General features: G+C 57.6%; 26 protein-coding genes. 12 read left to right on the top strand and 14 right to left on the bottom strand.

The genetic code is table 11. The annotated features are described in order from the left end of the window. The first annotated feature begins 4 nt into the window (after positions 1–4). Positions 5–736: a hypothetical protein gene (locus ABH944_RS34590; RefSeq protein WP_404611961.1), complete on the top strand. Its 732-nt coding sequence runs from the start codon at positions 5–7 to the stop codon at positions 734–736. Next, positions 733–1,302 (top strand): hypothetical protein, encoded by a 570-nt coding sequence (locus tag ABH944_RS34595; protein WP_404611959.1) that lies wholly within the window; start codon positions 733–735, stop codon positions 1,300–1,302. Before ABH944_RS34590 ends, ABH944_RS34595 begins: the two co-directional genes overlap by 4 nt. Here the strand turns inward: ABH944_RS34595 and ABH944_RS34600 are convergent. Continuing rightward, entirely contained in the window at positions 1,297–2,316 is a 1,020-nt protein-coding gene (locus ABH944_RS34600; RefSeq protein WP_404611958.1) for a 2-dehydropantoate 2-reductase, read from the bottom strand. The two genes, ABH944_RS34595 and ABH944_RS34600, sit on opposite strands and share 6 nt — an antisense overlap. Before the next feature lie 128 nt (positions 2,317–2,444). Beyond that, complete coding sequence (locus ABH944_RS34605; protein ID WP_404611956.1) at positions 2,445–3,209, bottom strand: class II aldolase/adducin family protein; 765 nt, start codon at positions 3,207–3,209, stop codon at positions 2,445–2,447. A 191-nt stretch (positions 3,210–3,400) separates the two neighbouring features. Between ABH944_RS34605 and ABH944_RS34610 the strand changes: the two genes are divergently transcribed. Further along, positions 3,401–4,105, top strand: coding sequence for a Crp/Fnr family transcriptional regulator (locus tag ABH944_RS34610; RefSeq protein WP_404611954.1), 705 nt, complete (start codon positions 3,401–3,403; stop codon positions 4,103–4,105). Between the two features lie 63 nt (positions 4,106–4,168). On the opposite strand, the gene ABH944_RS34615 is transcribed toward ABH944_RS34610, so the two are convergent. After that, complete coding sequence (locus ABH944_RS34615; protein ID WP_404611952.1) at positions 4,169–4,861, bottom strand: phosphatase PAP2 family protein; 693 nt, start codon at positions 4,859–4,861, stop codon at positions 4,169–4,171. A 366-nt stretch (positions 4,862–5,227) separates the two neighbouring features. Further along, the gene (locus ABH944_RS34620; protein WP_404611950.1) at positions 5,228–5,392 is read right to left on the bottom strand and encodes an FmdB family zinc ribbon protein; all 165 of its coding nucleotides are present in this window, start codon (positions 5,390–5,392) and stop codon (positions 5,228–5,230) included. Positions 5,393–5,630: 238 nt separating this feature from the next. On the opposite strand from ABH944_RS34620, the gene ABH944_RS34625 reads away from it, so the two are divergent. Further along, positions 5,631–6,116 carry an adenosine-specific kinase gene (locus ABH944_RS34625; protein WP_404611948.1) on the top strand — a complete coding sequence of 162 codons (486 nt, stop codon included), beginning with the start codon at positions 5,631–5,633 and terminating at the stop codon, positions 6,114–6,116. Positions 6,117–6,174: 58 nt separating this feature from the next. Next, on the top strand, positions 6,175–7,110 hold the full coding sequence (locus ABH944_RS34630) for an ATP adenylyltransferase family protein (RefSeq protein ID WP_404611946.1): 936 nt from the start codon (positions 6,175–6,177) through the stop codon (positions 7,108–7,110). Between the two features lie 294 nt (positions 7,111–7,404). On the opposite strand, the gene ABH944_RS34635 is transcribed toward ABH944_RS34630, so the two are convergent. Further along, complete coding sequence (locus ABH944_RS34635; protein WP_404611944.1) at positions 7,405–8,145, bottom strand: SDR family NAD(P)-dependent oxidoreductase; 741 nt, start codon at positions 8,143–8,145, stop codon at positions 7,405–7,407. A gap of 407 nt (positions 8,146–8,552) precedes the next feature. Here ABH944_RS34635 and ABH944_RS34640 point away from each other — a divergent pair, with 407 nt between their 5' ends. The 3 genes from ABH944_RS34640 to ABH944_RS34650 all read left to right on the top strand — a co-directional run bounded on the left by ABH944_RS34640 (position 8,553) and on the right by ABH944_RS34650 (position 11,823). Beyond that, complete coding sequence (locus ABH944_RS34640) at positions 8,553–9,395, top strand: MurR/RpiR family transcriptional regulator (RefSeq protein ID WP_404611942.1); 843 nt, start codon at positions 8,553–8,555, stop codon at positions 9,393–9,395. Between the two features lie 318 nt (positions 9,396–9,713). After that, positions 9,714–11,147, top strand: coding sequence for an MFS transporter (locus ABH944_RS34645; protein ID WP_404611940.1), 1,434 nt, complete (start codon positions 9,714–9,716; stop codon positions 11,145–11,147). A gap of 19 nt (positions 11,148–11,166) precedes the next feature. After that, positions 11,167–11,823, top strand: a complete 657-nt coding sequence (locus ABH944_RS34650; RefSeq protein WP_404611938.1) for an aspartate/glutamate racemase family protein — start codon at positions 11,167–11,169, stop codon at positions 11,821–11,823. Positions 11,824–12,097: 274 nt separating this feature from the next. Here the strand turns inward: ABH944_RS34650 and ABH944_RS34655 are convergent, their stop codons facing one another. Continuing rightward, a complete protein-coding gene (locus tag ABH944_RS34655) occupies positions 12,098–12,766 on the bottom strand; it encodes a glutathione S-transferase family protein (RefSeq protein WP_404612127.1) in 669 nt (222 codons plus the stop codon). Positions 12,767–12,972: 206 nt separating this feature from the next. Between ABH944_RS34655 and ABH944_RS34660 the strand changes: the two genes are divergently transcribed. Then, complete coding sequence (locus ABH944_RS34660) at positions 12,973–13,380, top strand: GFA family protein (RefSeq protein ID WP_404611936.1); 408 nt, start codon at positions 12,973–12,975, stop codon at positions 13,378–13,380. Positions 13,381–13,389: 9 nt separating this feature from the next. Here ABH944_RS34660 and ABH944_RS34665 read toward each other — a convergent pair whose 3' ends face one another. The 4 genes from ABH944_RS34665 to ABH944_RS34680 form a co-directional block, all read right to left on the bottom strand. Further along, on the bottom strand, positions 13,390–13,800 hold the full coding sequence (locus ABH944_RS34665; RefSeq protein ID WP_404611934.1) for a GFA family protein: 411 nt from the start codon (positions 13,798–13,800) through the stop codon (positions 13,390–13,392). A gap of 206 nt (positions 13,801–14,006) precedes the next feature. Continuing rightward, positions 14,007–14,537: a VOC family protein gene (locus ABH944_RS34670; RefSeq protein ID WP_404611932.1), complete on the bottom strand. Its 531-nt coding sequence runs from the start codon at positions 14,535–14,537 to the stop codon at positions 14,007–14,009. Between the two features lie 53 nt (positions 14,538–14,590). Then, positions 14,591–14,902, bottom strand: coding sequence for a hypothetical protein (locus tag ABH944_RS34675; protein ID WP_404611930.1), 312 nt, complete (start codon positions 14,900–14,902; stop codon positions 14,591–14,593). Between the two features lie 64 nt (positions 14,903–14,966). Next, entirely contained in the window at positions 14,967–15,278 is a 312-nt protein-coding gene (locus ABH944_RS34680) for an AbrB family transcriptional regulator (protein ID WP_404611928.1), read from the bottom strand. Positions 15,279–15,585: 307 nt separating this feature from the next. On the opposite strand from ABH944_RS34680, the gene ABH944_RS34685 reads away from it, so the two are divergent. Beyond that, on the top strand, positions 15,586–16,215 hold the full coding sequence (locus ABH944_RS34685) for a TetR/AcrR family transcriptional regulator (RefSeq protein ID WP_404611926.1): 630 nt from the start codon (positions 15,586–15,588) through the stop codon (positions 16,213–16,215). Between the two features lie 169 nt (positions 16,216–16,384). After that, on the top strand, positions 16,385–16,849 hold the full coding sequence (locus tag ABH944_RS34690) for a ribonuclease (RefSeq protein ID WP_404611924.1): 465 nt from the start codon (positions 16,385–16,387) through the stop codon (positions 16,847–16,849). A gap of 545 nt (positions 16,850–17,394) precedes the next feature. Here the strand turns inward: ABH944_RS34690 and ABH944_RS34695 are convergent. Together ABH944_RS34695 and ABH944_RS34700 are read right to left on the bottom strand one after the other, a co-directional pair. Beyond that, positions 17,395–18,045 carry a DUF72 domain-containing protein gene (locus tag ABH944_RS34695; RefSeq protein WP_404659632.1) on the bottom strand — a complete coding sequence of 217 codons (651 nt, stop codon included), beginning with the start codon at positions 18,043–18,045 and terminating at the stop codon, positions 17,395–17,397. Next, positions 18,042–18,398, bottom strand: a complete 357-nt coding sequence (locus ABH944_RS34700; RefSeq protein WP_404611920.1) for a nuclear transport factor 2 family protein — start codon at positions 18,396–18,398, stop codon at positions 18,042–18,044. Before ABH944_RS34700 ends, ABH944_RS34695 begins: the two co-directional genes overlap by 4 nt. 127 nt (positions 18,399–18,525) lie before the next feature. On the opposite strand from ABH944_RS34700, the gene ABH944_RS34705 reads away from it, so the two are divergent. Continuing rightward, on the top strand, positions 18,526–19,578 hold the full coding sequence (locus ABH944_RS34705) for an AraC family transcriptional regulator (protein WP_404611918.1): 1,053 nt from the start codon (positions 18,526–18,528) through the stop codon (positions 19,576–19,578). Here the strand turns inward: ABH944_RS34705 and ABH944_RS34710 are convergent. Both ABH944_RS34710 and ABH944_RS34715 read right to left on the bottom strand, forming a co-directional pair. Then, positions 19,575–21,140: a M56 family metallopeptidase gene (locus tag ABH944_RS34710; protein WP_404611916.1), complete on the bottom strand. Its 1,566-nt coding sequence runs from the start codon at positions 21,138–21,140 to the stop codon at positions 19,575–19,577. The genes ABH944_RS34705 and ABH944_RS34710 overlap by 4 nt on opposite strands. Beyond that, complete coding sequence (locus ABH944_RS34715; RefSeq protein WP_404611914.1) at positions 21,140–21,514, bottom strand: BlaI/MecI/CopY family transcriptional regulator; 375 nt, start codon at positions 21,512–21,514, stop codon at positions 21,140–21,142. Before ABH944_RS34715 ends, ABH944_RS34710 begins: the two co-directional genes overlap by 1 nt. Positions 21,515–21,806 lie beyond the last annotated feature (292 nt).

Here is a 21,806-nt window from a genome sequence, read left to right on the forward strand (position 1 = left end):
GTATATGAATCATATACTCAGACTCAATGGCTGTGCAAGTGATCTTTGTCAATCCGGTTTTCGGTCACCTAGATCCCGCTTTACTCAAGATATGCCCCCGTCTGCCGTAATCAGGAAAATCAGTTTCCAATTGACTTACGGAGGCAGCATTGAAGAAGTGGTCCGGTGCGGGATTTGTATCGGCCTGACATGCATAGCGTTAAGCGGCTGCGCAACACGGCAGCTTGTTGCAACGCCATTGCCTGAATCGCGGGTTGGCGTGAAGAGTTACGCCGAGATGTCTTATCAGCCACTTGCATCAAATGAAGCGAAAACCATCGACTTCGATGCAAATACATCAGCGGTTGCCCGATTCCCGGACGGGCTTGGCGTGTATACCGCGTTCTCGATAGAGCAACAGCCAAGAGCGACCGTTTTGCGCGTACGCACATGGTTTTCAAGTTCGTGGCTGCCGCTTGCAACGGTGCTACAGCCGTTCGTCATGTTCCTCGACGCCGACAAGCATATGGTCAGCAACGTCGAGTCATTCAAAAGCACAAACGGGTCGACGTTCCTCGACGGCGGGTACAAACAAGGTTACTTCCCTGTTCCAAGGAACGCGCGATTCTTCATCGTATATTCGGCTTCCTCGGAAGCCGATCGTATGGTCCTGTCGGCTCAAACCGGGAAACTGTGGGCGATCCCGAATGCTTATGGCGGCAAGATCGAGGTCAAGCAGCAGGTGTCGCCGCAATGAAAGGAAAAATGCAAATAAAAACTCTGTTGGCTAGCTCGTCGGTATTTGCCGCCTGCAGCCTCGTGACCGGATGCGTCACGACGAACTACATGCCGCCTCCTGGTGTGCCGACCGCGCAGATACGGTTTCGCGAGATCAACGAGGGAGGGTTCCACCTGTATCAACCGCCTCCGTTGCCGGGGTGCTACCTGCCGAGTGATCCGGCGGGTGGTGACCCAATCGGTGTTGCTGACGTTCCGCCCAAGAACGACACATCAATAGTTCTGATCCCTTCGCATCGGCAGCAGCCTCGATTAGGAATGCCGATTAATAAAAAATATATCGACAGAAGCTATTTCGAACTCAGGATGCAGGCGGATCATTTGCTGACCTTGCGGGTGAGGTCCCCGGGCTACGATCAGTTCGATACCGCATTTCGTTTTACGCCGCGCGCGGGTGAAAACTATGAAGTAACGGTCAGATTCGGTATACCGTTTGACGTTCACGTGTATCACATCGACGCCCATGACGGACACTATTCCGAAGAACCCGTCAAGGATCTTGAGATTGTTCGCCGATGCTCATGATCCCGCTGCAGCCCGTAGCTCAGCCAGCAGTGCTTCGCCCGACCATGAAGGGCGCACGCAGGCTCGCTCCGCTTCCCGCACGAGTTCGCATAGCCGCTCGTTCACCGGTGCCGTTTGCCCGAGGCGTTGAGCAAGGCGCACGACCTCGCCGTTGATCCAGTCGATTTCCGTGGCGCGTCCCATCGCCAGGTCGTCGGACATCGACGAGCGCGCGAGCGGATCGATCGTCAGCATCGTGCGGCCCAGCCGTTCAAACAACGCATCAGGTACACCGAGAACACGCGGTATCCAGGTGGCCGGAAGCGGCGTCACCCTGGCGGGTCGTATGCCGGCCCGCTTAAGAAGCGCAAGCGCTTCTTTCTGCGCCATGCCAAGGCAGATCCGGTAGGCCCGTTGCGAGAGTTCCTCCTTCAAAGGCCGGTTCGCCAACGCGTTGACTGCATTGTTGAGGTTGAGCAACAGCTTCGCCCACTGTACCGGCAACATGTTGAGGTGCTGGATCAGCGGCAGACCCGCTTTGCTGAACTCGTCGATGAACGGCTGCATGGCCGCCGTATGCCTGATCTCCAGCTCGCCTGCCGAGCCTTGATGAAATGCGCCAGGACCGCGTTCGACGACATTGAACGGCACCATCCCTTCCAGCACTGTGTGCTGCGGCAGCGCGACGCGCAGCACGTCCGCATTGCCAACGCCGTTCTGGAAACTCACGACAATCGTGCCGGGGCGAAGCACGTTCGCCAGTTCTGCGGCGGCCGCGGATGTCGCGGCAGACTTGACGGTGACGAGCACGAGATCGGCTGCGGCGGCGGTGGCTGCGTCTGTTGACACGTTGACCCGCTCCGGCGGCACATGCCAGCGGCTATCGTCATGCCGCGAGAGCGTGACGCCTTGATCGCGCAACTGACCGGCCATGCGCGCCCGCCCAATGAAACTGACGTCGCTGCCCCCGGCAAGAAGCCTCCCGCCAACATAGCAACCAATAGAGCCGGCGCCGTAGATACATATCTTTGCCATACAGGTTCTCAGGTAACCTACTCAATTCCGTCCGCGATGCGTTGAATCAGCAAACGCGGCCGATGACGCTTACACCGTTCGCTCAGCACATGCCATCCATCCGCAGTGCATCGTGCGAACGGACCGCGCTAGTCGGCATAGCCGGGATTACGGCGATCGAGCCGACGCAGCAGCCCGGGCCACACAAGCTTCCCGGCACCACCGCTCGTGACCTGACGAATCTGTTCCTTGATGCCGGAGAGAATCGACTGCGGGATCGGAGTCAGCTTTCCTCCACCTGCCTGGGCACGCACCTGAATCATGCAGGACGCTTCAAAGAAGTACATCGCGACAAAGGCGTCCGCAGCCGAAGCGCCGACCGTCAGCAGACCGTGGTTGCGCAGCATCAGATACGAATTGCTGCCGAGGTCCTGAACGAGACGAGGCTTCTCGCCTTCATTGAGTGCGATGCCCTCGTAGTCGTGATAGCCGAGCGACGCCAGCACACCCAGTGACTGCTGGGAGAGTGGCAGCAACCCCGCTTCCTGCGCCGACACAGCCACACCGTTGACCGAGTGAGTGTGCATCACGCAATGGGCGTCTTCGCGTGCTGCATGCACGGCGCTATGGATCGTGAAGCCGGCCGGGTTGACGTCATACGGCGATTCGGAAACCTTGCGGCCGTCGAGGTCGATCTTGACCAGCGAAGACGCCGTGATTTCGTCAAACATCATGCCGTACGGGTTGATCAGGAAATGATGTTCGGGACCGGGCACGCGCGCCGAGATGTGGGTAAACACCAGATCGTCCCACCCAAACAGCGCTGTGAGACGGTACGCGGCCGCGAGATTGACTCGCGCTTCCCATTCGGCCGGGGATACGTCGTTCTTCAGACTGAGAGCAGATGAGGCCACGTCGACACTCCTTATTCGATGATTCAAACAATGGAATAACCTGAGACAACGCCCTGGGAAATCGCTCATTGGGTCGCGGCGACGCAGCAGGTGCATCAAGGGCCAAAGTCATGGCGTCGTCCGATGCGAGTCCACATAATGCTCGCGACCCCGCTTAAAATCTGTCAGATACCCGACAAGTCGGCACGCCAATGGAATCCAGTCTGCACCGCTACCGGTCACAACTCGAAACGACTCCGTGGTTCCGGGGCCTGCCCGTCGAATTGCGGGACTACCTCGTTAGCCATGCCACCCTGATCACGCTGGAGAAGGGCCAATTCCTGTATCGGCGCGGCGACCGGTCTTATGGCCTGTACGCCGTGCTGGGCGGCGCACTCGCTATAGGCACGGTAGGGAAGGACGGGAAGGAGGCGTTGCTCGCGGTGCTCGGACCGACTGCATGGATAGGGGAAATCTCGCTGTTCGATGGCCTGCCACGTCCGAACGACGTCGCTGCCGTCAGCAGGACGCTTTTGCTGCATGTGCCCGAGCCCGCGCTACAGGGTCTGCTCGATTCCACGCCGCGTTATTGGCGAGACTTTGCGTTATTGATGACACAAAGACTTCGCGTTTCGTTCGAGAACGCCGAGGCGATGACCCTGTTGCCCGCGGCACAGCGCGTGGCGAATCGTTTGCTGATGATCGCTGGAGGTTATGGCGGTCTCAACGCCTCGCAGAGCAGGATAAGGGTCTCGCAAGACAGCCTGGCTTCAATGGTGTCGCTTTCGCGGCAGACCACGAATCAGTTGCTCAAGAACCTCGAAAACCAACGCATATTGAGCCTGAAGTCCGGGGAAATCGCCATTCTGGATTTCGACCGGTTGCGTGCAGCCAGTCTCGGCGATCCGGATCCGTGACAGGTCCAACGCGGCCAACGTTGTTCCGGAGGGGGCCAGGTGATATTGCGGGGATGAAACGAATCACAGATGCTTGGAAATGGAACTCACCAACTTCCGTAGTTCGTCGAACTGCGTGATCAACTCGAGACACAGGACGAACGCCAGCATCGAAGACGGTCCCGGGTAGCGTTCAATCCATCGCAACAATTGAGTTGCATAACGCGTTCTAACGGAGTCGCGCGTCATGACGTAGGTAATGGCGATCCCGATCGCGGCCCCCGCGAGCAAGTCGGTCGGGTAGTGAAAGCCGAGATAAGCACGCGGAACGCAAATGAAGATCGCGGTGTATAGGAGAGCCAGCACACCAACTCGGCGCCAGACAATAAAGATGCCCGCCGCGACCGACATCCAGAGCATTGCGTGATCGCTCGGAAACGAACTCCACGTCGGCAGCATGGCGTCCGGTAACGAGCCGGATGCAAAGTGCAGGTGCAGGTTGGGGTCGTAGAGAGGACGCACCCGGAATGGCAACAAATCAGCGAGAAGTCTTCCAGTGGCGAGTGCCAACAGGCTGCTCACGATCGTTGCAATGACCATTTCGCGCTGCCGTTCGCGACGCTCGCCAGGTTGGAACCATATCCACCACAAAACGGGGATGAGCACCAGGCCCTTGAACGTGTACAGATCTGTGAGGGCTTTTATTGCATGGTTAAATACGAAACCGAAGTTCAGTTTTGTAAGGAATGTCTCGATAGCCGTATCAAAGCTGTTCATTTTTTGTAGGCAATATGGAAGTAGGGCGAGCAAAACAGGAACCGCGCCCGTTCTCGGAGGCGCTTGGATGGCAAGTCACCGCGAACATAAAAAGCGAGAGTGCGAGCAAAAACCATTCCCTGAGATTCGATAACCCGTGCTGACGATGGACGGGGACTTCGCCTCATAGGCTGTCCTAACGAGCTTGCTCAGGGCTTCAAGGAAGTCGCAACGCTCCGCGTGGCTCTGCGACTGGGTGGCGAGCGTCGCCCGGACAGCTGAAACGACTTATGTGAACCGCGAGTTCTGCCCTCCCGCGCTGACGCGACAAACCCGCACCGGCAATTAGTCATCTGCTCCATGGGCGAATTGATGCGAGGCAAAACCTCAGCTCTTTTTTGACGTCCTGGCAATAAATGGCGTCGGTGCGTGCTGAGACGTCTCGCTCCCGCACTTAGGGCAACTAGGATGGGCACTCTTATGTTCAGCGAGATGTTCAGCGTGCTCGAACAAATGGCCGCACTTCTCGCAACGATATTGGTACGTTGGCATTTGCACTTCTCCGACACGAATCCACCTGGCCGGCCTGATACGACTCATCAGCCCTGTCCGGCACTATGAAAATCCATTCTAGTGCAGGAAATGCACAGGCACGCGCCTGCGGTTCGTACTAGGCTTGGATCATGGCCAAGGCGGTCGCCGTCCGGCGAAACGTGATGAACCCATACCCGTCTGCTGGCGAAAACCGCTTCTCCCCCAGTGTTCCTGGCGGTACAGAGCGAGGTCTGATATGCAAGTGCTTACGGTAACAATCGTCAAACCCGAGGAGACGAACTTCATCCTGGGGCAAAGCCACTTCATCAAGTCTGTCGAAGATCTGCACGAGACAATGGTCGGTACCGTACCGGGTATCAAGTTTGGTTTGGCCTTTTGCGAAGCGTCAGGTAAGCGCCTTGTGCGCCAGTCCGGCACCGACGCCGACCTGATCGAGTTGGCTTGCCAGAACGCCATGGCTATCGGTGCGGGCCACAGCTTCGTGATTTTTCTCGGCGATGGCTTTTACCCCGTCAATGTTCTGAACGCGATAAAAGCCGTGCCGGAGGTATGCCGGATCATCTGTGCGACGGCGAATCCCACGCAGGTTCTGGTTGCCGAGACAGACCAGGGGCGCGGCGTCCTGGGTGTGGTTGACGGGTTCTCACCGCTGGGCGTGGAAAACGAGGAGGACGTTCAATGGCGCAAGGATCTGTTGCGTGCTATCGGTTACAAAATGTAGGTACGGACGCCCTCCTCGCGCGACCCGCGCGCTGATCGAACCATAGAACCATGGAACCATGGAACATTCAAGTCTGCAACCCGGTACGCTGTGGCCGGCCATCCTGCATCAGACCGAGCATGCGTTGCGTTGTGGTGCACTGCGGCCAATCGAGACGATCCAGACGGTGCTCGAAGAACGCGGCATACGCTTTCTCGTCCGCCAGGTTTCCAGCCTTGTGCGCAAGGAGGAAGCCCGGCAGGCGCGCAAGGTCGAGGCGGGGGCGTGCAGCACGGTGAATCCGTTCCTTCCTTACGACCCCGATCTCTTTGTGGCCGATCTCTCGGACACTCATGTCGCCTTGCTCAACAAGTTCAACGTCATCGACCATCATCTCCTGATCATCACCCGTTGCTTCAAACCTCAGGAAGCGCTGCTCGAGTTCGCGGACTTTGTTGCATTGACCGCCTGCATGGCCGAGTTCGACGGCCTCGGCTTTTACAATGGCGGAGCGGAATCCGGCGCGAGTCAGCGCCACAAGCATCTGCAGATCGTGCCACTGCCGCTCGGAGCATCAGGTCCGCCGCTCCCCATTGAATCTGTTCTCAGGCCTGAGGATATGCAAGGTCCGATCGGCACGGTCCCCCGCTTGCCTTTTCTGCACGCGTTCGCTCGCCTGGAACTGCCTCCTGCGGCCTCTCTGCAAGCAGCACACGCCGCGTTCGATTGCTACCACGCATTACTCGAAGCTACTGGCCTGCGAGCGATAGAGATGAATGGCGAATTGCATCAGTCGGCGCCGTACAACCTGCTTGTCACCCGTCGATGGATGCTGCTCGTACCCAGGTATTCGGAATGCGTCGAGGGCATTTCAGTGAACGCGCTGGGGTATGCCGGATCACTCTTCGTGCGTGACGCAGCGCAGATGCAAGTCATTAAAAGGCTCGGTCCGATGACTGTGCTACAGCGCGTCGCGATCCCTGCCACCGTGGGTCAACAGGACATATCTGCATAGCGTTTTCGCTTTAAGGCTGAACCTCTGGCGTACGCATTGCCTGGATGTGGCAATCGAGATTCGCTTGATTGACGTAACCACTCAATCAGCATACCGAATTGATATTCCACCGCCCTGCGCAATCATGTCTGGCGATAAGCGAGCCAGAGATGGGCCGCGCCTGCGAACATCGGCGCGGCCTGCTGACTGTACAGGTCGTTAATGGAGAGCCGACTCCGTTAGCTCATCGACTCCCCGTCGCGTCGCAACGACGTCACCCCTCTTCAAATCCGCAGGCCGGGTATATGCCCGAGCTCAGGCATTCATCCCGCCATCCACCGTAAGATTCGCCCCGGTAATGTACGAGGCCTCCGGGCTGGCGATGAACGCTACCATTGCGGCGATCTCCTCAGGGCGCCCATAGCGGCCGAGTGCTGTGGCGGCCTTCTGCGGCACGGCCCAATCGCCTGAGGCGGGATTCAGGTCTGTATCGATAGGACCCGGCTGGACGTTGTTGACCGTGATGCCGCGGCTTCCCAACTCTCTGGACAGTGCCTGGGTGAACATCCTGACAGCTGCTTTCGTGGCTGCGTAGGGCACCAGCCCTGGCGCAATGGCGCGCTCACCCACCGCCGAACCGATCATGATGATGCGGCCACCATCACTCAGGCGCTTCAGCGCAGCCTTGGTCGCAGCGAATACGCCACGGATGTTGATGTCGATCACTCTATCCATCTCCTCCAGCGTCGTGTCTTCGAACGGTTTCGGAATGGCCGTGCCGGCATTGTTCACCAGCACATCCAGCCGACCGAAGGTCGCAAAGGTTTTTTCGATCGCGGCTTCGACAGCTTCGACGTCAGTCGCGTCCGCCTGTATCGCAATCGCCTTTCCGCCATTGAGTTCAATCGCCTTGACCACGGCCGACGCCGCGCTCGCATCCTTCGCGTAGGTAAACGCCACGCTCGCGCCATCCGCCGCAAGACGTTTCGTGATTGCCGCACCGATACCACGTGAACCACCCGTAACGAGTACCACTTTTTGAGCCAACTTGGACATATGATTTCCTAAAGTTTCCGTGAGCGTTTCACCGCGTCACCAATCCGCCTGATAGTTGACGGTTGTCTTTGCCCGTGAGGGTTTCTGCAATCGAATCCACGAACTTCCTCATGGCGCCACTTTGATCCGTGGGCGTGCAACGACTATAGGTTTCGGTGAAAGGTGCGGCAAAGACCTTGTATGCAGGGGGGCATGCCTCTCGGGCATCGGAGGAGGAGCCGAACGAAAAAAGCAAACGATCGCCATGGAGCCGGTGGAATGCTCACCCCGGGTCGCGTTCTACGCGACCCGGACCGCTCAATGGCGGCCGATAGTCTTTGCGGCAAACATCGCAGATATAATTCGACATCGTGCCTAACGCGCGCCGCGTCGATCGTACATAACGCAATCCAATAGAGAGATCCACCATGCAAGCTGCGACGCGATCCTTCGTGGGGCGGATCCGGTCACAACTGAACGAGTTGCCGGCCACCGAGCGGCGCCTGGCGGAATTCGTCCTCGACTTTCCCGGCGATCTCTCCAGCTACACGGGCGCAGAACTCGCGGATCTCGCGAACGTATCCAAGGCAACGGTAAGCCGGTTTGTCCGGCGTCTTGGTTATCCCACTTACGAGGAAGCCCGGCGCCACGTTCGCGATGAAAAGCAGGCCGGGGCCGCACTGCTGCTCTCGGGCGCGTCGAAGGCGGCCAACGCCAACGCCGTTGAGGCACACGCCAATCAAGGCGCGCAGAACCTGAAGGGCACCTTCGGACGCCTTTCAAATGGGCTGGTGGACGAGATCGCGAAGGCTATCGTAGAAGCGCGGCAGGTATTCATCTTCGGCTTTCGCAGCAGCCAGCCTTTCGCGAGCTATTTCCGATGGCAGATCCTCCAGGTCTGCGAGCGCGCTGTCGCGCTACCCGGTCCTGGCGAGACCGTTGGCGAACATCTCGCAAGCATCGAGCCGCGCGACTTTGTGGTCGTGTTCGGACTGCGTCGCCGGGTGCCACAAACCGATGCGATTCTCGATTACGCCGGCGCCACCGGCGTGAAGACGCTCTATATTACCGACCAGCAAGCACCCGAGCATCGAGGCGCGACGTGGTCAATCAATTGCGACACCGCCGCACCCGGGGCGCTCGACAATCACGTCGCCGTGCTCGGTCTATGCGGCCTGCTCGCGACCAAAGTGCTGGAACACGCCGGCAATCGCGGCCGCAAACGGCTTAGTGCGATCGAAGCCGCACACGATCATATGGGCGAACTTTGAGCCATTTGCACATGAAATCTGAATTTCATGTGTTGCGAAAAAGAGAAACCATCATTGCACCGTGACGGCGCATTTTTGATTGCAGGATGCTTTGAAACGGTGATAAGTGCGCTATGGAGCCTACGTCGCGCACGGTCGCGGTGCGAATGCTGCGCTGTCACGGACAACTTCAGTGCAGAGACAAAATAGTCGTACAAACAATCACTTACGACAGTTCGAAATGAAATAATAATTTCTTGATTATCTAAAAATGAAATCATAGTATCGCCTCACAGACGAGGCGACACGCGCTTTCGTCATCATCCGAAAGAGGCGATCATGGCGGGAATACCGAGTACCACGTCTTCCAACTCTGCAAGCTCCGCACAGCTTGACCGCGCGCTCGACGATATTGGTGTCACCTCTGCCCACAAGACCATCATTCTGCTGATCCTGATTGGCTGCCTGTTTGACAGCTTCGAACAAAACTCGATTGGACTGATCGCGCCGATGCTGCGCACCCACTGGGGCCTCACCGCGACCGACATCGGCCTACTGAACACTGTCACGTTCGCGGCAGCGGCACTTGGCCGGCTGGTGTCGGGATATGTCGCGGATCGGTTCGGGCGGCGCATGATGCTGACCGCCGATCTGCTGCTATTCACGCTCGGCGCTGTCATCTGCGCGTCGGCACCTACTTTCTTTGTACTGTGTGCAGGGCGTGCGATTGTTGGTTTCGGTCTCGGCGGCGAAGTAGCGATTGCCGTCACCATGTTGGCCGAGTTCTGCTCGCAAAAGTTCCGGGGCACGGCGGTCGGACTTGTCAATGTGGGCGCGGGTGGCCTGGGCAATTTCCTTGCGCCTGCATTCGGGCTTGCGGTGTTCGCCATATTTCCGGGCCCGGATGGATGGCGCTGGTTGTTCGCGTGCCTTGTGGCACCCGCGATCCTCGCCGCGTTTTATCGCCACATCATTCCTGAAACGCCGCGCTTCCTTCTCTCGAAAGGAAAGTTGCACGAAACGAATGTCGTGCTGAGCAAACTCGCCTCCGGGAAGCTGGCGGGCAAAAATGCGAGCGTCACGATATACGTGTCCGAGGACGCGGAGGATTCCGCAACCCCGGGAAAGGTCAACGTGCTCGACATTTTCGGCGGCCGTCTCGCGCGGCGCACGATTTCCGTCGGCATCGCTATCTGGATGACATATGGCGCGCAAATCTCCGTGCTCACGCTTATGCCGACGATTCTTGTTGCACAAGGCTACACCATCACGCGCAGTCTCGTTTTCACACTGATCATGCAGGGTGGAAGCTTGTGCGGGGCGCTCGCGGCGTCGCTGCTCGGCTACCACTTGCCGAGAAAGCGTGTGCTGACTGTCGGCGCCGTGCTCGCGTGTCTCGCGGCGCTGGCCTTTGGATTCCTGGCGAACAGCATTTTCCTGATTCTGGCATGTGGCGCGCTGTTTCAATTCTTCGTGCTCCTCCTCAACACGACAATCTGGATTTATGCGCCCGAACTGTTCCCGACTCGGGTGCGCGCATTCGGCACCTCGTTCATCCTTGCGCTTGGCACGACGGCGGGCGCGCTCATGCCACTCGTCTCAGGCCGTCTGTTTGACCTCCAGGGCGTAGCGGGTGTATTTAGCCTGATCGCCGTGATGTACGCGATCTTTACCGCCTGCATCCAACTCGCGCCTGAAACTTATGGCCGCAAGCTTGACGAATCCGCTGACCTTGCCAACCTGCCGCAAGGCACCGCAACCGCTAGCGGCTAAGCTTTTCTAAAACAACGATATGCGCGACATCCTGCTTCTGAACCCGAACACTTCTATCGAAACAACCATGATGATGGTTTCGATCGCCCAATCCTGCGCGCCCGCTGGCATTACGGTGAGCGGCGAGACCGCCGCGCGCGGCGTACCCATGATCCTCGATGCAGACCGCCTGCTGGCAGCGGGCAGCGAAGTCGTCGAGAGCTGGAAGCGGCACAAGGGTGTGGTTTCAGGGATCGTGGTCAGCGCGTTCGGCGATCCAGGAATCAACCTGCTACGCTCTCTTACGGACGTGCCAATCGTCGGCATATTCGAGTCTTCGATTCTTGAGGCGGCGCAGGGCGGCAGGCGATTCGGCATTGCAACGGTAACGCCGGACCTTGTCCAGCCGATCGACGAGGGTGTCCACGCGCTTGGCCTCGGCCATCTCTACACAGGCATCCGGCTGACAAGCGAGGAGCCACAAACGCTCGCGGCCGATCCGCAACGTCTCGAGGCATCGCTCGCGGGTGCGGTGGCGGCATGCATCGAGCAGGACGGCGCGCAGGTGGTCGTGATCGGCGGCGGGCCGCTCGGGCAGGCAGCCATAGGACTTGCACACCGCTTCAGCGTGCCTGTAATCGCACCGATACCGGCCGCCATGCGCAAGCTTTTGACCTTGCTGGCACCAGTCTCATAGCAAATGCAGATACTGGCCGCCGAACGCGGCTGATGTAAATCAAGCCAATAAATTCGCAGTCCGCATCAATCGAAGAGCACTCTACGGCTGGCCTGACCCAGGATTGCGCGCATTCATCAACGTGATTCGAGATTGCGCGACGTCCGCTTAGCCGACGTTTAATTTCGCAAGGCTCGATGTGCGGTGGAAATGCGTGTCCACGCCGCAATTACCGCGAAGTATCCGCACAGGCCGTGGCGAGGCCAAATGACGGCTTTGAGCGCAGAACTGACCTTCATTCGCCGGCCGGTGGCTTGCCAGTGAAAAGCGCCAATTGAGCGTCGAAAGCACGCTTGTAGGCGGGCCGCGCTTCGCCGCGGGCAACATAGGCGGAGAGGTTCGAGTATTCGTCCAGCAGACCCGATGCTTTCAACCTGATCAGCACCGCCACCATCATCAGGTCACCCGCGCTGAACGCACCGTCGAGCCAGTCGGTGTTGCCGAGGCGATCGGAAAGCTCGCCCAGCCGGTCACGGATCCTATCCTCGACGATAGGCAGGCGCTGCTCGTACCAGCTCCTGCCGCCCTCCAGGAACTTGGTGGTCTGGAGATCAAGGATCGGCGGCTCAACCGTGTTGAGCGCGGCAAACATCCATGTGACCGCGCGTGCCCGGGCATTCGCATCGTCAGGAAGCAGGCCTGCATGGCGCTCTGCGATATGGAAGACGATCGCCCCCGACTCGAACAGGACAAGAGCGTCTTCTTCATAGGTCGGAATCTGCCCAAAAGGATGAAGCGCCCGATGCGCGGGTTCCTTCATTGTTCTGAACGAAACAAGACGAACCTCGTAAGGTTGGCCCACTTCTTCAAGCGCCCAGCGAACACGCATGTCACGCGCCAGTCCCCTGCCGCAATCGGGCGACCGTTCAAAGACTGTGATAACGGGGATCAGTTGAGAAGTCATGGTGATTTTTCCTTTGCCGGATGTCTCGTTAAGTGCCGGATACGCAATCCCGGCGTTCACCTGCCAGACGTTCGAGACGGCGCTAAATCGACATCCCTGAATTGATTCTTTTTACAAAGTGTGGAAAAGCCAAATTTCAATCCGTGCGATCAGCCTGATAAACTCAAAAATCGTGCTGAGTGTATCCATAAACATGGGAGAGCCCAATGCTGCGCACATATCTTGGAGGTTGCCACTGCCAACTAGTGAGGTTTGAAGCTCGGATTGATTTCGAGAATGGTACGTTGAAATGCAATTGCAGTTTCTGCAGCATGCTGCGATTCTGGCACGTTCAGGTTCGTCGGGAAGACTTCAGTCTTCTTTCCGGTGAAACTGCACTTACGGAATATCAGGGAAAAAACCCGGTAGCTCATCACCCGTTTTGCAAAGGGTGCGGTGTTCACGTATTTGATCGCGTGGATACACCAAACGGAACGGGATACCCTTATATCAATGTGAACATCATGTGCCTCGACGAACTTAACGTCGACGAAGCGGTGAGTGCGCCGGTTACTTATCAGAATGGCCTGCAGAATGATTGGGGCAATCCCCCTTCGGAAAGCCGACATCTTTGACTTTACTGGTCACGGAGCTCTGCCCAAATATTGGGGAATTTCTGCTTGGTGGGCGTCCAACTGATAGCGTTCAGACGCGAATTGAACGAATTCGGCCTTAAACCGCGAAGGATTATCAAGTGTTCCGGCATAAATGGTGACGATTTCCGGCGCATGATGCGGTGTTCCAAACAGCAAGCTGCCACAATGAGGGCAGAAATTACGCGTGGTTGGCGTCCCGCTGCCGCCGATCTTCGTATAAGGCCTGATGTCGCCTTTGAATGAAAAATCTGCGGCTCTCACTACAATGACAGGTAACCCTGCCGAGCCGGAAACGCGCTGGCAGTCTCGGCAATGACAGACGAGTTGCGCGAGTGAAGCGCCCCGAGCTTCGTATTGCACCGCGCCGCAAAGGCAGCGCCCGATCCAGGGATTTGTCATAGATCCTTTCCGGTTGAAATGATCTTGCGATTGTCCGGCGGGAAGTTGCGGCGCCATTCCCATGCATCGTGGCGAATGGCAATTGCGCTAGATTTCATGGCTCCCCCGAGTCCGAATTTTTAAGGGCTTATCCAATTGCAATCGGCGGTCACAGCGCTGTGAGTGACCGTTGGTACCTTGGGAAGCAGCCATTGACGTCCCGCGGCTTATCCGTCTTTGGCCAACCTTGACCGGATCTCGGCAACCGGGAGGTCGCGCTGATGCGTGGCAATTTGCCATGTATTTCCCCACGGATCTCTTACCATCGCCCGCCTGTCGCCGTAGGGCATGTCGGCCGGAACTTCGAGCGAGACCGCGTTCGCCGCAATCGCTCGCTGAAAAGCCGAATCGGCATCCTCAACGTAGACATACAGAAATGCCGGCATCGGATCGCGAAGGCCGTCTCCGCCGCTAACCATCACGACAGAATCGCCGATCATGATTTCGGCCGGCAGCCCGTGACGGAATTCTCCCTGTGCCTGAAACACCGTCTTGATGAATGTGATCAGGTTTTCCGGATCCCGTACGACGATTCGTGGCGTGACGGTATGCCATCCATCAGGCTGAAATTTAGCCATGTTGTGCAGCCTCGGAAGAGATTCGCAAGGGCATTGTCCTCCGAGCGCCGGATGTCCGCAAAGGATCAACTTCAGCCCGACGCGAGGACCGGGGATATAGAGGAGCCGCTCCGCACTCACTATTCCCCGCCGAGGAATAACGACGCCTCGATTCCCCGTGATGCGGGCCGCTTTCAGTCCGGCCCTCTATTGCGTTGAACCTTGCCAAAATGACACGACAGGTAGAGCCCCATGGCGAGGCCTCCTGCAAGTCCCGTCGCGGCATCCACACCGATGTCCGGCATGCTTGCGTGGTGAGCCGCGATCAGAAGGCCGATGGCCAGATTGGCAAATCCCCAAACGACGTTGACGAGCGGCGGAGAATTGCCAACGCCTCTTGGCCGGGCAAACGGAGTGGGGAAAGAAAACCCTTGCAGGCCGGAAGCCAGATGGGGGACGCAATTGCATAGAAGCGCCCCGGCGAGAAACACCCAAACATGCTGCATATGATCACCTTGATGGTGGTAAGAAAATTAAACGCCATTGATCGCTGATAAGTGCGCCGAGACCTCAACTGTCCTTTGGCCCGGTGGCATTCGCATTTGTGTTCGCGTTCGCGGTTGCACGCCGCGCAAGGAATCTCGCGGCGACAGGGCCAATGGCCAGCACGGCCACGAAGCGCGCCATCTGCATGGCCATCACGAAGCGGACATTCACGTTGCTCGACGCCGCGATGATCGCGACCGAATCCGCCCCCCCAGGGCCTGTCGCCAGATAAGCAATCAGCGGGTCGGCGCCGGCCGCGGCGCCGATCCCGCCGCACGCCACCGGAAGGCGGCGTTGACCCCTCGATCCACCCCGAAGGCCGGTGAAGCATTTCATGGGTCGTGACGAGTGAGGTGCGTGTTATGCCACCGCGACGCATGCGAATGCGAACGTAAGGCAACAGATAAACAAAGGTCGTCGGGCATCGAAGTTCAGCGAGGTAAAGCGATCAGCCCATCGAAATGATGGCAACATACTTTTGAGAGGATATCCTCTCAAAAAATAATAGAGAACACCCTCGCATATGTCAACGGTGATGATTAAAGCCCAAAAACGGAGCCAATTGATTGGATAGTCCTCGAGTTTTGTGCTGTGCTAGTATGCAAGGAGTCCCTCTCAAATACTCGCATATCGGTCCACCGGAATGATCTCACGTACACCTGTCCCAGACGCCCCGCGCGGCTCCGAACCCAAGAGGGAAAAGGGACGGCTGCGCGTCGCCGCGATCATGGAGGCCGGGGTTCAAGTGTTCACGGAAAAAGGTTATGACGCGGCGACAATGACGGAGATCGCGGCCCGATCGGGGACCGCAATCGGCTCGCTCTATCGATTCTTCCCGTCCAAGGAATCGCTCGCCGATGCGCTGCTGCTTCGTTACGCGCTTCACGTCAAGAATGGACTTGCCGAGATGGCGCAGCAGGTGGCCGACTTGACGCGTGAAAGCGTGGCCGATGCGTTTGTCGACTTCGTGCTCGTGCTTCAGTCGCAGCGCAGCTTTGCGATCGCTCTCGTGGATGCGCGTGGTGGCAGCGTTGACGAACGCCTGCGGTTTCGCGAAGTGATGCGCTCAGGTGTGGCGGACATCCTGCGCAAGGCGGTTCCCGGCATAAGTCCGGCCAAGGCGAAGGTCATGGCGGTCGTCCTGATCCAGACGCTTAAGGGAGTGATCAGTACCGCGAACGAGGAGCCTGCGATGCAAGCCATGATCCTGGCTGAGATGCGCGAACTGGTTCGCACGTATCTCGCGTCGGCATCCGGACAGAAAGGTAAATAAGCCCGGATATGCCGATCTGCCGCTTTGTAGAAAATTGAGGTCTCTTATCGGCCTGGTTGTCGAGTAAAAAATTCCTATGTCCGCCGAGCATTGATTCGCTCTGCCGTTAGCGATACCCTTAAAACATTCGTGATCGTCGAATGCTGGTCAACCCGGAGACGACTGTATTGTGAAGCGAGCTTGGGCTTTCTCCTGCATCCTCGCCTTGAGCGCTATCCTCGGCGGATGCGGCAAGGACGGATCGCGAAACGCTACTCAGGAATCAGGTGCATCCGGGAGTCAGGCGCCGGCTCAGCTTGGGCAGGCCGCGAGTGGCACACCCGCCGCATCGGGCGCGCAGGGCGCGCCGGCCACCATCACCAAGGCGCAGTTGCCGGGGGAGGCAGCCGAAACACTGCGTCTGATCAAAGCGGGCGGCCCTTTCCCTTTTGGCGAGGACGGCGTCTTGTTCCGCAACAGCGCGGGATTGCTGCCGCAGCACCCGCGCGGCTACTACCACGCATACACGGTTCGCACGCCTGGCTCGGCGGATCGCGGGCAGCGCCGCATCGTATGTGGTGAACTGCGCAAGCAGACCAGCGACTGCTATTACACCGAGGATTACTACGCCAGTTTCAAACGCATCGCACAATAACTTGAGCCAATTGAAAACGCCCCGGGCCTCCTGTAAAGCAGGCGCCGGGGCGTCGTGTTTTCAGAGACCGTGCTGCGATCGCACGATCGGTGGCAGAGGTTACGGGGACCGTCTTCTGCCGCTTCTTCCCTCTCGCATCCGGTCGACCTGCCACTGACCGCGTCTTCCCCGCGCGAGCACGTCCGTCCATCCAATACAGGGCGAGTGTCGTGCCTTGGAGCACCAAGGGTGCTTCTTTGGCAGACGTTCAGAGGGTATTTGGCCGGATGCAGTCGCGTGGAATTCCGCGCGCATATAACCGAATGCGGCCACAACCTGCCGTTCAGCGAAAGGGGAAAGCTGCCCCTGGAACGGCTGCATTACTCCGGAAACCGACGGACGAGGTGGCCGACAAGAAAAGCCGGCCTTTTGGTCGCTGTCATCTTGGCTGCAATCACTATGGGATTGATGGTTATAAGCAGATTGCAGGAATTGTAGACCAGAGAGAACGCCGAGGACTCCGACTGACTCGACCGAAAGCGAGGGGGCACGGCAGGCCTACCAGCTCAGGGTTGCATAGCGGTCTGTCCGAGAATATGCATGTGGGCCCGGGCATTGCGCTGCCCCTGATCTTCATAGTTGTTGTTGAACACGGCGTGCGTTCGCTCGACGCGTTTCGCAATTTCACCGATCGGCCCTGCCAGCTCCCCTAGCTCATCGTCGGTATGGTCATAGTTGAACCGAGATGACGCCGACGCAGCACCCTTGATATTCCACGTTTCATGATTGCGCCCGTGAAGCCGAACGAGCGCGAGACCCTGATTCGTGACCTCCCAGACTGCCGGGATCGAATTCGCGGTCGTGTTGGGTTCGTCCACAACGACGTTCACGAAACCGCGTTCACGCTCCATCGCAAGCGTAGACTCGCGCGCTTTTTCGGAAAACCATGATTTGTGCCGGAACTCGGCCGCGAGGGTGAAGCCTTCCATAACGTCGGCGCAGTGCTCGACGCGAGCGCGTCCGTCGCTGTTATTCACGATCCACGGCGCGAGCAAGGTCACTCGAACGTCGCCTGCGCCCAATATAGGGCCTTCCGTCCAGACCAATCGCAAGGCAAGTTCAGATGTTTTCCTGAAAAACGAGACCGCCAGTGAAGGGTTTTTTCCTGGAATCGCGACAGGGTCGGTCGGCGCGAGACCGGCTCGCACCAGCGTCATAGCCTCCAGAATCCCGCCAGTTGAGTAAAGTGCCCTTTGTCATTGAATCGGGCATAGCTGTGGGCGGTCAAGAATTCCGTGCCATCTTTGCTGAACATTGTCCACTCGGCGAGCAGTTGCCCGTGCTGTTCCAGAATCCAGTTGGCGCGGAAGTGAGCTCCTGGAAACCTCCGTTGAAAGTCCTCGATATGGTGCAGTAGATTTGCGATTCCCTGCCCCTCAATGTTGGGGCTCGTAAAAATGATTTCCTCGGCCACGCTCGAACGAATCAAGCGCTCACGGTCAGCGTGAGGTATGTCGGCCCATGCGTCCTGGTAGACGGTAAAAAGATCCTGCGGATTTGAGTCTGTCATAGCGATCCCTTTGAGTTATACCTGTCAATGTGGATTCACCGCGTCCACAAGCGGCACAATAAGCCGCTCCAGTTGATCGGGATATAATAAAAAGACCAAATTCCTTTACCACCCGTCCAAAGTTTTTATGGATCCCTTTCTCGACCTGATTCGGTTGCTCCAACCGCAGGCGATTCTTTGGGCCCGCATCGATGCATCAGGACGTTGGGGCGTTTCGTTTCGTCAAAGAGACGACGTTCTGTTCTGTTGGGTGCAGGGCGGAGAGTGCCTCCTGCTACGGCGAGAGATGCAACCACTTCGTCTGAAAGAGGCGGATTTCGCGCTCATCAGAACGTCAACCCCTTTCGCACTTGTTTCCAACCCGGATGTAGAGCCTCAAGACAGCGAAGAAATCGTGGCCACTGTTGGCCACACCGCCATGACGCTCGGTGACGACACGGGTTCCCCGGTCACTCTCCGTGGAGGGCGTTTTGTTTTCGGTATGGCGAATGAGGACATGCTGCTCGATTTACTGCCGCAGGTTGTCTGCATCTCTTCAAACGATCCGGGCTCAAGCCAATTGCGCGCCCTACTCTCGATGAACGAACGCGAATCAAGGTCCCCCGGGCCAGGCAGCGAGTTCGTCACCAAGCGACTGATGGAGCTGATCTTCGTGGAAATATTGCGTAGCGAGGCGCTTCGGCTAAACCCCATGCAGACGGGCTTGCTCGCAGGAATGGCTGACCCCGTGGTTGCGCGTGCCTTGACGACGTTACACGGTCAGGTCGCCGAGCCGTGGACCGTCGCCTCGCTAGCGCGCCTTTGCGGTATATCGCGCTCTGGACTCAGTCATCGGTTCAGTCAAAGGGTGGGCTTAGGGCCTATCGAGTACCTGCAGCGTTGGCGTATCGCGATCGCTAAAGACGAACTGCTTAAGGGTACGCGGAACATCAGCCAGATCGCGTTTGAAATAGGTTTTCAGTCGCCGAGCGCCTTTAGTACAGCCTTTAGCCGCGCGGTTGGCTGCTCACCCAGCCGCTACGCTACGCAGGCGTCGAACGACTCTGCACTCTGCAAAACCACTCATCCGAGCGGATTTACTTCGATGTGCGCCGAGGCCGAAATCCCATCTTCCAGTGCGGCTAGATCAGAAATTGCGAAAAGGGTCGCACTGAATTGCGGGCCTTTCGTATCGCCTTAAGGACCTGAAGTCACCAATGCTCCGTCTATGATCCCGTTGCTAAGTAAGGCTAACCGCCAGATCGTGAATCCATGTTCAAAGCGAGCCTGATAGACGTCCCAGCCTTTTCCGCCGACACCTATAAACGTCAGAGTTTGCAGTGTGCCTAGTCGATTTAGCGATTCTCTCAAGCGAGGAAGCTGCTCACGCGTCGCATTCGCCAGCGCCGGGCTCAGTTCCGCATAGTTGGGGTTCCCGGCGACAAGCCCTCCGATCAAGCTCCTGAGGGCCGCTTCGCTGCCCGGCGTAGCCGTCTGAGTTTTGATCTTGTCAGCGACAAAGGCTTCGATCTGCTGTGCGCTTGCTCGATCGATAGGTTGCATTTCGAGCGTGTTTCCAAATTGATGCAGAACCGCCCTCGTTACATGGCCTTGCTGGTCAATATCGAAGCTGATCGTGCCCTTGACGGATGGAGCGTAGATCTGTGTCGCACTTTCCGGAAAATTCTCGATCGTCCTTTCACCGGTGAACGTGGTCAAGATACGGTCGCCATCCCGCGTAACCCTCAGCACCGAGAATTCGTTTGCCTTATAGGTTCCAACGAAGCGATCAACGATGTCGGGGGCGAGATGGATGTATTGGTGGTCGTCCGATGGCTGGGTCATGTCAGGTGGGCTCACTTGCGCTGCAAAAACTACGAGCGCGGTTGAACTGCATACGAGAAATGCAGCGGTTATCAATCTGGGCTTAACAGCTTTGTGAGTCATGATGCGCAGCCGTCTTTCCAGGAATGATCGCGATTCCGACATACCTGCGACAGACCCGATATAACGCGACTGGCGCTCGCCGACGGCGATGAGAGTCTCACCGTAAGTCGTGAAATCTTGCCCTCCCTTCAGTACTCGCGCGTCGCAGTCAATCTCGATGGCACATCGAAGTCGTCTTAACTGCCACCAGATCGGCAGATTCCACGGCATAAGCACGATCAGGCACAAGCACATTGCCAGTAGTTGCGGGTCGCCTGCCGCAATGTGTGACTTTTCATGTGAAATAACCGCTGACTGCTGGGCGAGGGACGAGTGTGTCAGCCACGTGGGAACAACGATGCGCGACCGGATAAGGCCGACGACTGCCGGTCCAACGTTTTCAGAAATATAAACCGCCGTTCCCGCGACCGTACTTGTCTCCCATTTTCTTTTTCTGAAATGCAGGTTTAACGCGCTTACAAAAAGGAGAAACGACAAAGCAAGCGATGCGACACACCATCCGCGCTTAAGTACTGCGTCCATTGTTTCCAGCCTGGACGGAGCAATCGTAACGTCGATCCAGGTGAGTGGAGACAAATGTGCAGACGTGACCTGCCTGAGAGCGACTACCTTCTGCGAAACCGTAGGGCTGAAGACTTGGGGTACTTTGATTGATATCGACGACATGGCAGTCGGGATCAACAACGAAGTAGTGATTGCAATCAACCAATACCAACGGCTTGCAGCCCTACGTCGGCGGGCTAAGTGCTCGGCGCAAAGAGCGGCTATAGAAAGAACCAATGACACCAAGATCGCATACGCCATCCATGTCAGCATCAAGAGTTCTCCTCGTCCGAGTGTTTATCCAGCAACTCCCGCATGCGGCGAATCTGTTCCGGTTTCAAGTTCCTTTCAGAGACCAGTTGTGCGAATAAAAGCTCAGTCGATCCCTTAAAAAGCTTGCTTGTCAAATGACGCAGCGCGCTCTTCCGGGCGGCCTGCTGCTTCACTGTCGAGAAGTACCGATGGCCTCGACCTTCCTCGGTGTGCGAAACGTAACCCTTGGTCTCAAGCGTGCGAAGTATGGTGAGCACGGTTGTGTAGGCGAGCTCGTCGCGCAGCGCAACGCGCACCTCCGCCACCACGGAAGGTCCCCGCTCCCACAGTATCTGCATGACGTCGGCCTCGCGGTCGGTCAGGGTGATCTCCACTGTTGGCTCCATCTACTAAAGGTTTAGTTCATGCTAGCACGCCAGTTTCGCAAGTCAACTATAAATGTAGTTGAAGTGCCCTGACGAACGCCCTGAGCTCAGTCTGCCTGACGCACCGGGTCATTTTTTGGCGACGCATTGATCCGGTCCGTACACTATATGGAGGTCCGCTATCGAGAAGGTCGAATGACCGGTCAGGGTCGAGCTTGTGTGAAAACGCGCTGATCGCCTAAACTGGATTAACTCATTCAGCATGGGTGACCGGATGAAGCGATTCATAGAAGGTGAAGAT

Source organism: Caballeronia udeis (assembly GCF_044909315.1).
GTDB classification, from domain to species: Bacteria; Pseudomonadota; Gammaproteobacteria; order Burkholderiales; family Burkholderiaceae; genus Caballeronia; species Caballeronia udeis_A.